The sequence below is a fragment of the Cupriavidus sp. MPR-AND1C genome (assembly GCF_058809705.1).
The window spans coordinates 1-11,301 of sequence record NZ_JBXASU010000152.1; the positions used below are offsets into that span (position 1 = coordinate 1).

An 11,301-nucleotide genomic window follows, 5' to 3' on the forward strand; every position below is an offset into this window, starting at 1 on the left:
CCCCGACCCCCAAGCCCCCGGTGGGCGCCACCGCGCTGGCGCGCTCGCGCCGCCTGGCCGCCGATGTGGTGGCGGAGCTGACCGACGACGACGAAACCAGGCCGCTGCCGCAGGTGCCTACCGCCACGTCGATGGGCCTGGTGTCCTGCCACGCCTGCGACGCGCTCAGCCCGCTCGCGATGCAAGGCGAGCCCTGCCCGCGCTGCGGCGCCACGCTGCATCACCGCAAGCCGAACAGCCTCGCGCGCACCTGGGCGTTCCTGTTGTCCGCCCTCATCCTTTACATTCCCGCCAACCTGCTGCCGGTCATGGTGACGCAGTCCATCCTGGGCATGCAGCGCGACACCATCTTCTCCGGCGTGGTCTACCTATGGTTGTCGGGCTCCAACATGCTGGCCATCGTGGTGCTGATCGCCAGCATCGTGGTGCCGCTGCTGAAGATGATCATCCTCGCGCTGCTGCTGCTGTCCGTGCATTTCCGCTCGCGCTGGCGGATTCGCCAGCAGACCCGGCTGTACGGGCTGGTGGAAATCATCGGCCGCTGGTCGATGCTGGATATCTTCGTGGTGGCGCTGCTGGCTTCGCTGGTGCGGGCCGGAGCACTCGCCACCATCATCCCTGGCGCCGGCGCCATGGCGTTCGGCTCCGTGGTGGTGCTCACCATGCTGGCCTCACTCAGTTTCGACCCGCGCCTGCTGTGGGATTCGATGGATACAAACGATGCCTGACCTAGACCCGTCCCCTCCCTCTCCTTCCTCGCAGCCGCCGGCGCCGGAGCGCCGCCGCCGGGCGCGCTGGCTGCCCTCGCTGGTCTGGCTGATCCCGATCGTGGCGGCAGTGGTTGGCCTGTCGCTGCTGATCCACACGCTCACCGAGCGCGGCCCCGAGATCACGGTCACGTTCCGCACCGCCGAGGGCCTGGTCCCGGGCAAGACGCCGGTACGCTACAAGGACGTGGACATCGGCCTGGTCAAGTCCGTGCGGCTGGCCGGCGACCACTCGCACGTGATCGCCAGGATCGACCTGACCCAGGATGCCGCGAGCTTCTCCACCAGGGACACGCGTTTCTGGGTGGTGCGCCCGCGCTTTGCCACCAGCGGCATCTCCGGGCTGGGAACCCTGCTGTCAGGCGCCTATATCGGCGTCGACGCGGGCAAGTCCGAGGAGCGCGTGCGCGACTTCACCGGGCTGGAAGTGCCGCCCGCCGTCACCACCGATGCCTCCGGCAAGCAGTTCGTGCTGCGCGCCACCGATCTCGGCTCGCTCGACATCGGCTCGCCGGTCTACTACCGCCGCGTACAGGTTGGCCAGGTGGTGGCTTACCAGCTGGAGCCCAACGGGCGCGACCTGTCGCTGCGCGTGTTCATCAACAAGCCCTACGACAAGCTCGTCACGGCCGACTCGCGCTTCTGGCACGCCAGCGGCGTGGACATCAAGCTCGATGCCGGCGGCTTCAAGCTCAACACGCAATCGCTGGTGACGGTGCTGCTCGGCGGCGTGGCCTTCCAGGCGCCGGACGACTCCAAGGCGACGGATGCCGCCAACGAGAACACCCAGTTCCTGCTGGCCAGCGACCAGACCGAGGCGATGAAGGAGCCGGAAGAAATCGCGCCTTCGCTCGCCGTGCTGAACTTCGACCAGTCCGTGCGCGGACTATCGCCCGGCGCGCCGGTGGATTTCCGCGGCGTGGTCGTAGGCCAGGTGCGCTCGATCGGCATCGAGTACCAGGTCGAGAAGAAGGCTTTCCGCCTGCCCGTGGTGGTGGAACTGTACCCCTCGCGCATGGGCTTCCGGGCGCGCGACGTGGAGGACGTCAACCGTGCCCGCAATATCGTCCAGACGCTGATCAAGCGTGGCATGCGCGCGCAGTTGCGCACCGGCAACCTGCTGACCGGCCAGCTCTATGTGGCGCTGGATTTCTTCCCCAAGGCGCCGCCGGCCACGGTCAACCTGGATGGCGCCATGCCTGAACTGGCCACCACGCCGGGCGCGTTCGACGAGCTGCAGGCCAAGCTGGGCGATATCGTCAACAAGATCGACAAGGTACCGTTCGAGCAGATCGGCCAGGACCTGCGCACGTCGATAGCCACGCTAAACACCATGATGACCAGCGCGGACAAACTGGTGGCCCAGCTCAACGGCGACGTGGCGCCCCAGGTGCTGGCTGCGCTGCAGGATGCGCGCAAGACGCTGAGCGCGGCCAACGGCACGCTCGCCTCGGATGCCCCGCTGCAGCAAGACACGCGCCGCATGATGCAGGAGCTCACGCGCACCGCGGTGTCGCTGCGCACGCTGACCGAATACCTGGAACGCCACCCTGAAGCGCTGGTGCGCGGCAAGCCGGAGAAATGATGATGACCCGCATAGAGATGACCTGCCACCGCCTGTTGCTGCCCCTGATGCTGCCCCTGATGCTGCCCCTGTCGCTCGCCGCGGCGATGCTGGCGGGCTGCGCCTCGCCCGATCCGCGCTATTACACGCTGGCCCAGGGTCCCGCTGCCGCTACGGCTGCCGGCGCCGAAGGACAGGCTGCGGCGCCAGCGCGGGCGCCGCAGGCGCAGCCGGTGTGGATCGAGGTTGCGCCGGTGCGCGTGCCTGAACGCCTCAACCGGCCACAGCTGGTGGTGCGCGGCGGCAAGGATGGCAACGAGCTCAAGCTGCTGGACCTGTCGCGCTGGTCCGCACCGCTGCCGGACGAGCTGCGCGACGCGCTGTCGCAGCAACTGCAGGCCAGGCTAGGCGCGGTCGACACCTACCAGCAAGGCTTGTCGGAGGTGGAGCCCGTGTTCCGCATCACCACCGAAGTGGTGCGGCTGGATGCTGACGTGGGCCAGCGCGCTGGCGCCGTCATCAACTGGACCGTGCGCCGCCTGCCCGACGGCAAGGTCAAGGCCGGCCGCACGCAGGCCGAGCTGGCCGCGCCGGGCGCGGTGGACGGCGTCGTGGCGGCTTACCGCCAGATCGTGGCAAGCACCGCGGACGATATCGCGGCCGGCGTGGAAACACTGCGCCGCGGCACGGCGAAGTAGCGACGAAGTAGCGGCGAAGTAGCGGCGAAGTAGCTGCGCGGCGGGATGCAGGTCCCTCCCGCGCCTGAATCAATCCTCCGCCGGCGCCGGCGCGCCCCGGCAACTGCGCCGCCGCTCCGACTCGGCCATGGCCGCCAGGCAGGCCTCGGCGTCGCCCGCCACCAGCTTGGCCGAGCAGGCCAGCATCAGGTTCTTGCCCAGGCCGAAATCCTCCACCACGAAGCCGCGCGCATCGAGCCGCTCACCCTTGCCTTGCGTTTCATCGGTGGCAACGGCCACGCGGTCCAGCAACGTGCCGCGGTCGCTGCTGTAGCCCCATACCGGCTTTTGCAGCGCGATGGCGAATCCCACCTCGAATGCCGTGCCCGAGTCCGGCTCGCCCGGCCCGCGGAAATCGTCCAGGTTGGCCATCACCATGTCGGCGCGGCGCAGCAGATTGATGTTCGCCTCGTAGATCCAGCGCGCGGTGTCGGGGCCGCAAAGGCCGGCCGGGGCAGCTTTGTCGAGGGGGTAGAGGCCGAGGAAGCCGTAATGGGCGCAGCGGGCCTTCAGGGCCTCGCCGTAGGCGATGGCGTCTTTGCGGAATACGTCGAAGCCGGCGAGGTAGATGGTTTTCATTGAGCGTGGCTGGGTGGCGGACGTTGACGCCAGTGAGGATAGCGCATGTGTTTGACGCGATGGCTACAGCGCCCACGTCAAACCCAACGTCAACCCGAACCTGAACGGCAGGCCGCCGCCCTCGCCAGGCGGCGGCCTGCGTTGCTGCGCTCACGTGCTCACGTGCTCACGCGGGCGGCGAGCCATCCTTGAATGCCCCTTTGAGCATCTGCCGCAGTTCGGGGCCATCCTGGTGCTGGTGCACCTGCACCGCATGCTGGACCGCAACTTCGAGCAGTTCGTCTTCAGTGTCGGCGCTCAATGCCACCGTGCACTTCGACGCGCTCGGAAACTCGCGGCAATCGATATATTTGCGTCCCATCATTGCCTCCTGACGCGTGAGGGTGAGATGGCGCCGCCGGGGCGGCGGGCGCCTGATCCACCGCCTGATCCAGTATAGGACCGGCGCCGTGCGCGGGGGGCCTGCCAGCGCGTCAGAGTACCGGGGTGATCACCTTGCCGGTGCCAAGGAACGCATCGAGGTTGTCGAACACCAGCGCGGCCATGGCCGCGCGGGTTTCATGCGTGCCGCTGGCCACATGCGGAGCCAGTACCACGTTGTCCAGCGCGAACAGCGCCTCGGGCACTTGCGGCTCGGCGCGAAACACGTCCAGCCCGGCGCCGCCCAGGCGGCCGTTGCGCAAAGCCGCGACCAATGCATCCTCGTCCACCACGCTGCCGCGCGACACATTGACCAGGATGCCCTTGGGGCCCAGCGCCTCGATGATGCCGGCCGATACCAGCCCTTCGGTCTCGGGGCCGCCCACGCAGGTTACGGCCAGGAAATCCGCCCAGCCGGCCAGCGCCTTCAGGTCAGGCTCGTGGCGCCACGGCGCGCCATCGCGCGCCCGGCGGTTGTGGTACGCGATGTCCATGCCGAAGCCGGTGGCGCGCTGCGCCACTTTCTCGCCGATGCGGCCCAGGCCCAGGATGCCGAGCTTCTTGCCGCTGACGCGGGTGGTCAGCGGGAAGCTGTCCCTGCCCCACTTGCCAGCGCGCACGAAACGGTCGCCATGGGCGATGCCGCGAGCGGCGTCGAGCAGCAAGCCGAAAGCGAGGTCGGCCACGCAGTCGTTGAGCACGTCGGGCGTGTTGCTGACCTGGATGCCGCGCGCGCGGGCCGCGTCCAGCGCGATCGAGTCATAGCCCACGCCAAAGCTCACGATGGCTGCGAGCCTGGGCATGGCCGCGATGGCCTCGGCGGTGATGCCGTGGCGCGCCGATGTGACCGCCACGCGCGCCTGCTGCGCGTGTTCGCGCAGCCACGCCAGCGGCTCGGGCTGCTCCCACAGCGGCACGGCCTGGTACTGCTCGCGCAGGCGGGAATTGATCTGCGGCGCGAGGGGGCCGATCTGGATAAGCGTGGCTTGGGACATGGATGCGAGGCGAGGGAAAAGATGTGGCATTGGATGGTAGCGCAATCATATCGCGTCCCACGCCACGCCGCGCCGCAGGGCATCGCCCGGGGCTCAGGCGCTCTCGCGCTGGATGACCTCGAACCCCAGGTCGATGATGCGCTCGCCCACTTCGCGAGCGTCGATGCGGGCCAGCAGGCACTCGGCAGCGGTGCGGCCAATGGCCGGGCCGTCGATGCGCACGGTCGACAACGCCGGGTAGGTATGCGCGGCAAAGTTGAGATCGCCAAAGCCCATCACCGCGAGTTGCTCCGGCACCTTCAGCCCGCGCGCGCGCGCTTCCGACAGCGCGCCCTGCGCCAGCGTGTCCGAGCTGCAGAACACCACGTCCGGTCGCGCGCCGCCGTCGAGCAGCCGCGCCAGCCCCTCGCGGCCAAGCCCCAGGCTGGACGGCGCGGGCACGATGCTGCTCGGCACTTCCGTGATGCCGTGGCGGCCGAACGCGTCGAGAAAGCCCAGGCGGCGCGACTCGGCGCGCTGGTCGCTGGCCGACAGGATGGCGGGCCTGCGATAGCCGCGCGCATGCAGGAACTCGGCCACTGTCTGGCCCACCTTCTCGTGCGAGAAACCCACCAGCATGTCGATCGGCGTGGGCGTGATGTCCCAGGTCTCCACCACCGGCACGCGCGCGGCCAGCAGTCGCCGCCGCGTATCGGCGGTGTGCGCGATGCCGGTCAGCACGATGCCGTCGGGGCGGCGCGAAAGGATCGCAGCCAGCAGATCCTGCTCGCGCGTGGCGGCATAGCCGGACAAGCCCAGCATCAGCTGGTAGCCCGCTTGCGAGAAGCGATCGGTCAGCGCCTGGATCGTGTCGGCAAAGATCGAGTTGGCGATGGTCGGCACGATGGCCGCGATCAGCCGGCTGCGCCGCGAGGCCAGGCCGCCGGCCAGCAGGTTAGGCACGTAGCCGGTGCGCTGGATGGCCTCCTGCACGCGCGCCACGGTGCCCGCCGAGACCAGCCCGGGCTGGTTGACCACGCGCGACACGGTGATCGGCGAGACGCCCGCGATCTTGGCCACGTCAGCCAGCGTGACGCTGCCGGTGGCGCGGCCGGCAGGGGCAGGCGTGGGCGCGGAACGAGGGGCGGTGCGAGGAGCGGTGCGAGAAGCGGTCGGCTTGCGGGATGAGGCCATGAATGTGGTGAAGGAAGCAAAAAAAGCCGGCTGGGCGCAGGGCCGGCATGGGCGCCATGATAGCGCCCGCACCACGCCGCGGGCTGCGATGGGGGGGCGCGCGACGGGTTAACCCCGATCACGCCTGCGTTGTGGACGACAAATGACAGCGCTATCATCAGCTGTCTTCGGCGCGGAGAGGCAGGACGCCTGCGCGCCTTCGGGCACCGCTCGCGCACCGCGCAGATGGGCTACAGCCGCGCCGACTACGCCGGCCGCCCGCTGATTCACTAGTGTTTAACCATCACCTCACCATCCCAAGAAAAACCGAGGAGACCCAACCCCATGAAACGCCAAGCCCTTGCGCTGCTGGCCGCCGCGGCGACCCTGGCTGCCGCCGCCCTCCCGCTGAGCGCATCTGCCCAGGCCAGCTGGCCCGGCAAACCGATCACCTACGTGGTGCCGTTCCCGCCCGGGGGCACCACCGATACCCTGGCGCGCCTGATCGGCCAGCGCCTGGGCCAGGCGCTGGGCACCACCGTGGTGGTGGAGAACCGCCCCGGCGCCGGCGGCAATATCGGCTCCGACTACGCGTCCAAGGCCGCGCCCGATGGCTACACCATCCTCGGCGGCACCATCAGCTCGCACGCGATCAATGCCAGCCTGTACCCGAAGATGCCGTACGACGTGGTCAAATCCTTCGCCCCCATCACGCTGATCGGCACCAATGCCAATGTGCTGGTAGTCAGCGCCGGCAGCCCGTTCAAGACAGTGAAGGACATCGTGGCCGAAGCCAAGGCCAAGCCGGACACGCTCGCCTTCGCATCCGCCGGCAACGGCACCTCGCAGCACCTGGCCGGTGAATTGTTCAAGAGCCTGGCCGGCATCAAGATCACGCACATCCCCTACAAAGGCAGCGGCCCGGCGATCCAGGACGTGATGGCGGGGCAGGTGCCGATGATGTTCGACACGACCGTGGTGGCCGCCCAGCACATCGACTCGGGCAAGCTGCGGGCGCTGGCCGTGACGTCCGCCAGGCGCATCAAGAGCATGCCGAATGTGCCGACGATGGCCGAGGCCGGCGTCAGCGGCTACGAGCTGGAATCCTGGCAAGCGATCTTTGCGCCGGCAAATACGCCCAAGCCGATCGTGGACCGCTTGTACAAGGAGATCTCGGCGATCATCAAGACGCCGGACATGCAGGCGCGGCTGGAGAAGCTGGGCATGGAGCCGTCGGGGATGTCGCCCGGGGAGTTTGCGCAGTTCCAGCGCAGCGAGATCGTGAAGTGGGCGAAGGTGGTGAAGGCGGCGGATATCAGGATTGACTAAGCTGGTAGCGGGGTGGCCCGCCGACGCGGGGGTGGCGTTTTGGGGCGGCGTTTTACTGCTTCTAGCTGCTGGCGTGTCGGAGTTGCGCAGCCCCATGGTTTCGTGGTGAGGCTACTCGCTTCACTCATCTTCCGGTACCAGTGCAAAGCACCACAATATGTCACGCCGTGATGGTTTCGTGGTTGGGTGGGTGCGGTGGTGAATGCCTCAGAACCATTGCGGCGGTGCCACCGCGCCCACGACGAAAACGGGACGCCCGCAGACTCGTGGCCAGTCAAGCCGGTACCGGCAGATGCCCGCCAACACTCCGGGCCGCACGACGAAACCAGCGCTATCCGAAAGCCTGATTGCTATGCCCCCGGCAGGGTCGGCTTTCTTCTCGTTAGTCTTCTTTGCCGACGCAAAGAAGAGTGACCGGCAGCCCCCGCAGGGGGATGTCGTATGGCACTTGGGTCCAAAAACCAACGCCGCGAATAGAAACCGCGACCAACCTCGCAAAGCGGAACCAAGGCATCAAGGACTCAAAGCCGGATGCTTCAACGCATGCGCGGTCTCCGCCAGATGCGCACGAAAACTGCCTTCATCCGGCTTCAACCCCAGCTCGCCATACCGATAGGCCATCGCCAGCGCCTGGATCGATTCCGGATGCTCGCGCTCGGCCGCGGCCTCGTACCACGCCACCGCGCGGACCTCGTCGCGCGGCACGCCTGCACCTTCACGATAAGCGTTGGCCAGCATGAACATCGCCTGCGGCACGCCGGCATCGGCGGCCAGCTCGAACCAGCGCGCGGCCGCAGCCGGGTCCGGCGTGCGGCCATAACCGCCACGGTGCATCAAGCCGAGGTAGTACGCGGCCCCGGTATTGCCCGCCGCGGCGGCCAGCTCGAAGTGGTGCCAGGCCGCCTCGGCGTCGGGCGCACGCTGCGCATCGCCGAGGAAAGCCGCCTTGCCCAGCACGAAATGCGCGCGCGCATCGCCCGCCCCGGCGGCCTGCTTGAGCCAGTCCCGGCCTTCGGCGTGCGCCGCCGCATCCCCGCTTGCCCACAACGCTTCGCCAAGCGCGGCCTGGGCCGCGCCCTCTCCCGCCCGCGCCGCCTTGCGCAGCGCCGCGAGCGCCTCTTCGTCTGCGGCCGAGCCGGCCCGCGTCTGCCACTGGGCAAGCTGCGCGTGGCGCGCGCTGGCATGCTCGCGCCACGCCGAAGCCCCGCCCACGCAACCGGCCGCCACCGCGACCGCCACCAGCGCTGCGGCGATGACCGGATGCAGGCGGCGCCGATGGCCGTGGCGACGCACAGGCGCACTGCATGCCGGCGCCGTCGTTCCCTTCATTGGCGTATTCGTTGCCGTGCTCATTGCCGCCTTACTGGTTGAGGTCGACGCTGTATAGCGACAGGTTCTTGGTGGTGTCGTAGCTCGCCTGCTCCAGCGCGATACTGGCGAGGCCGGCGGCTTGCGCCTGCACCAGCTGGCCCGGCGCGGAAGCAAACACCACCTTGCCGGCCGTGGCCACCTTGGTGAAGCGCCAGCTGCGCGCGCCGCCGTTGGTGGCGCGCGTGATGGCGCCGGCCTTCTTGATGTAGGCGATCAGCACATCGCGGCTGGCGTCCGGCGAGGCGTAAACCGTCTTGCTGCCGTCCAGGCCGGGGAAATTGCCGCCGCCGCTGGCGCGGTAGTTGTTGGTGGCCACGATGAACTGCTGGCTGGCGTCGAGCGGCACGCCTTTGTACGCGAGGTTCTTGATGCGGCTGCCCTCCGGCTGCGTCACGTCGATCTCGTACTGCAGGTCAGGTGAGGTGAACATGTCGAAGTTATAGCCAGGGAAGCTGCTGATGAGCGGCTGGTCGGCGGTCTTGGCCGGATCGATCAGGTTGAAGCGCTTGGCGGCGGTCTCCAGCCAGGCTTTGACGTCGCTGCCGCTCACCTTCACCGCGTAGATGGTGTTGGGGTAGAGGTAGAGATCGGCTGCATTGTTGATGGCGAGGTTGCCGGACTGCACGTCGGTGTAGTCGTTGCCGCCGCCAAAGCCGCTCTTGAACGGCGCGGAGACGGACAGCACCGGCAGCGTGGCCAGCGCCGGCAGGTTGGCGGCGATGTAGTCCTTCACGTAGGCCGCCTGCGCCTGGTTGACGATCTGGATCGCACCGGGATCGCCCACATCGGCGAAGTACGTGCTCATGCGGTAGTCTGTGGTGCCGATCGGCGTCTTCACGTAGGCGATGGTGGCCTGGTGCTCCGCATCGACCGCGGCCGCCACGCTGGCATCGGCCGCCACATAGCTCTTGTCGGCATTCTGGATCGAGCGCGCCTGCACCGTGGTAGCGCTCTTGTCGACCACCCAGCGATTGCCGTCGTGCGCGAGCTGCAGCTTGATCACGCCGAGGCGGCGGCCCCAGTAGTCGGCCATCACGGTAGGCACGCCGTTGACCGTGCCGCGCACCTTGTCCACGCCCGGCAGGTTGAACTGCGCGACCGTGCTGGTGGCATCGGGGAAGACCTGGTGCGAGTGGCCGATCAGCATGGCGTCCACGCCGGCCACCTTGGACAGGTGCCAGCTGCCGTTCTCCATGGTGGGCGAGTACGCGGAAGCATCGAGCCCGCCGTGCGAGATCACCACCACCAGATCGGCACCCTTGGCGCGCATCTCCGGCACGTACTTCTCGGCGGTTTCCTTCACGCCCTCGGTGTAGACCTTGCCGTCGAGCCAGCGCTTGTCCCAGCTCATGATCGCGGGCGGCGTGAAACCGATGATGCCGACCTTGAGCGGCACCGTGACGGTGTTGCCGTCGGGCCCGGTGGCGGTGATCTGGCGGGTGATGATGGTGTACGGCTGAAACAGCGGCGCGCGCGTGCGCACGCTGTACACGTTGGCCAGCACCTGCGGGAAGGCCGGCCCGGCGCATGGCGTCTGCACGGTCGGGTCGGGCAGGCCATCCACGTTGAAGCGGTTGCCCGTGACCTGGTTCAGATAGCCCAGGCCGTAGTTGAACTCGTGGTTGCCGATGCCGCCACCGTCGAACCTGGCCGCGTTCATCACCTTGTACATGGCCAGGGTCTCGCCGCACTTGAGCGGGCTGACCTGGGCCTGGTAATCGGCCAGCGCGGTGCCCTGGATCGTGTCGCCGTTGTCCAGCAGCAGGGTGTTGGGAAACTCGGCGCGCGCCTGCTTGATCAGGGTTGCCACGCGCTCGAAGCCGAAGGATTTGTCCTCGGCCAGCTTGAAGTAATCGTAGCTGCGCACATTGGTGTGCAAGTCGGTGGTTTCCAGCAAGGCCAGCGTGGCCTTGGTGCCGGCCGAGACGCTATCGGCCTGCGGCGTGACACCCGTGCCCGTGCCAGGGGCAGCGGGGCTGTCATCGGAGCCGCAGGCGGCCAGCAGCACGGCGGCCACGATGGCGGCACCCAGCGCGGCCACCGTGGACACAGCGAGAAGCGGGGACGAAGCGGGTGCGGCGCGCGCGGGTAGAACGTCGGTCGGACAGCGGTGCATTGGTGGCTCCCTTCTTTCTTGTTGTGCCTGGAGCCGGACATTGTCCCGAGCGTAAATGGCAGCAGAGTGACGCGTGCGTTACGCCACCGTGACGACGGGCCGTTGGCGGCAGGCGCACCCGGACGGCCCGCCGATATGCCCTGTCCTGATCCAACGTGCCATTGACGCCGCGTTATATACCGTCATATATTGCGCATTTGGCGAGCACGTCTGGCGGGCACATCCCGGCCTGGCTCGCCTGCTATCCAACCCGCTTCCGGCCACCCTCCCC

General features: G+C 68.2%; 11 protein-coding genes. 5 read left to right on the plus strand and 6 right to left on the minus strand.

What is annotated here, in order from left to right:
• The first annotated feature begins 20 nt into the window (after positions 1-20).
• The 3 genes from AC1RWI_RS36820 to AC1RWI_RS36830 are packed head-to-tail and all read left to right on the plus strand — an operon-like array spanning position 21 to position 3,029.
• Positions 21-728 (plus strand): paraquat-inducible protein A, encoded by a 708-nt coding sequence (locus AC1RWI_RS36820; RefSeq protein ID WP_492870771.1) that lies wholly within the window; start codon positions 21-23, stop codon positions 726-728.
• Positions 721-2,352: a PqiB family protein gene (locus AC1RWI_RS36825; RefSeq protein WP_492870764.1), complete on the plus strand. Its 1,632-nt coding sequence runs from the start codon at positions 721-723 to the stop codon at positions 2,350-2,352. The genes AC1RWI_RS36820 and AC1RWI_RS36825 overlap by 8 nt, the downstream gene beginning before the upstream one ends.
• A complete protein-coding gene (locus AC1RWI_RS36830; RefSeq protein WP_492870765.1) occupies positions 2,352-3,029 on the plus strand; it encodes a PqiC family protein in 678 nt (225 codons plus the stop codon). Before AC1RWI_RS36825 ends, AC1RWI_RS36830 begins: the two co-directional genes overlap by 1 nt.
• Before the next feature lie 69 nt (positions 3,030-3,098).
• On the opposite strand, the gene AC1RWI_RS36835 is transcribed toward AC1RWI_RS36830, so the two are convergent.
• The 4 genes from AC1RWI_RS36835 to AC1RWI_RS36850 form a co-directional block, all read right to left on the minus strand.
• Positions 3,099-3,647, minus strand: a complete 549-nt coding sequence (locus tag AC1RWI_RS36835) for a nucleoside 2-deoxyribosyltransferase (protein WP_492870766.1) — start codon at positions 3,645-3,647, stop codon at positions 3,099-3,101.
• Positions 3,648-3,813: 166 nt separating this feature from the next.
• Positions 3,814-4,008 carry a DUF1059 domain-containing protein gene (locus AC1RWI_RS36840; RefSeq protein ID WP_043344249.1) on the minus strand — a complete coding sequence of 65 codons (195 nt, stop codon included), beginning with the start codon at positions 4,006-4,008 and terminating at the stop codon, positions 3,814-3,816.
• A 112-nt stretch (positions 4,009-4,120) separates the two neighbouring features.
• Entirely contained in the window at positions 4,121-5,062 is a 942-nt protein-coding gene (locus AC1RWI_RS36845) for a 2-hydroxyacid dehydrogenase (RefSeq protein ID WP_043344246.1), read from the minus strand.
• A gap of 93 nt (positions 5,063-5,155) precedes the next feature.
• Positions 5,156-6,235 carry a LacI family DNA-binding transcriptional regulator gene (locus AC1RWI_RS36850; RefSeq protein ID WP_043344242.1) on the minus strand — a complete coding sequence of 360 codons (1,080 nt, stop codon included), beginning with the start codon at positions 6,233-6,235 and terminating at the stop codon, positions 5,156-5,158.
• Between the two features lie 324 nt (positions 6,236-6,559).
• On the opposite strand from AC1RWI_RS36850, the gene AC1RWI_RS36855 reads away from it, so the two are divergent.
• The gene (locus AC1RWI_RS36855) at positions 6,560-7,543 is read left to right on the plus strand and encodes a tripartite tricarboxylate transporter substrate binding protein (protein WP_492870767.1); all 984 of its coding nucleotides are present in this window, start codon (positions 6,560-6,562) and stop codon (positions 7,541-7,543) included.
• A 513-nt stretch (positions 7,544-8,056) separates the two neighbouring features.
• Here the strand turns inward: AC1RWI_RS36855 and AC1RWI_RS36860 are convergent.
• Together AC1RWI_RS36860 and AC1RWI_RS36865 are read right to left on the minus strand one after the other, a co-directional pair.
• Positions 8,057-8,872, minus strand: a complete 816-nt coding sequence (locus AC1RWI_RS36860; protein ID WP_492870768.1) for a tetratricopeptide repeat protein — start codon at positions 8,870-8,872, stop codon at positions 8,057-8,059.
• Between the two features lie 31 nt (positions 8,873-8,903).
• Positions 8,904-11,030: a bifunctional 2',3'-cyclic-nucleotide 2'-phosphodiesterase/3'-nucleotidase gene (locus tag AC1RWI_RS36865; RefSeq protein ID WP_492870769.1), complete on the minus strand. Its 2,127-nt coding sequence runs from the start codon at positions 11,028-11,030 to the stop codon at positions 8,904-8,906.
• Positions 11,031-11,103: 73 nt separating this feature from the next.
• Here AC1RWI_RS36865 and AC1RWI_RS36870 point away from each other — a divergent pair.
• Positions 11,104-11,301 (plus strand): hypothetical protein (locus tag AC1RWI_RS36870; RefSeq protein ID WP_492870770.1); only part of this gene is annotated, 198 nt, incomplete at its 3' end.

What these genes read in the sequence shown, in the direction of transcription:
- AC1RWI_RS36850 (WP_043344242.1), bottom strand. Translation starts at nt 6,235, where the DNA reads ATGGCCTCATCCCGCAAGCCGACCGCTTCTCGCACCGCTCCTCGCACC.
- AC1RWI_RS36845 (WP_043344246.1), bottom strand. Translation starts at nt 5,062, where the DNA reads ATGTCCCAAGCCACGCTTATCCAGATCGGCCCCCTCGCGCCGCAGATC.
- AC1RWI_RS36830 (WP_492870765.1), top strand. Translation starts at nt 2,352, where the DNA reads ATGATGACCCGCATAGAGATGACCTGCCACCGCCTGTTGCTGCCCCTG.
- AC1RWI_RS36835 (WP_492870766.1), bottom strand. Translation starts at nt 3,647, where the DNA reads ATGAAAACCATCTACCTCGCCGGCTTCGACGTATTCCGCAAAGACGCC.
- AC1RWI_RS36860 (WP_492870768.1), bottom strand. Translation starts at nt 8,872, where the DNA reads ATGAAGGGAACGACGGCGCCGGCATGCAGTGCGCCTGTGCGTCGCCAC.
- AC1RWI_RS36840 (WP_043344249.1), bottom strand. Translation starts at nt 4,008, where the DNA reads ATGGGACGCAAATATATCGATTGCCGCGAGTTTCCGAGCGCGTCGAAG.
- AC1RWI_RS36825 (WP_492870764.1), top strand. Translation starts at nt 721, where the DNA reads ATGCCTGACCTAGACCCGTCCCCTCCCTCTCCTTCCTCGCAGCCGCCG.
- AC1RWI_RS36855 (WP_492870767.1), top strand. Translation starts at nt 6,560, where the DNA reads ATGAAACGCCAAGCCCTTGCGCTGCTGGCCGCCGCGGCGACCCTGGCT.
- AC1RWI_RS36865 (WP_492870769.1), bottom strand. Translation starts at nt 11,030, where the DNA reads ATGCACCGCTGTCCGACCGACGTTCTACCCGCGCGCGCCGCACCCGCT.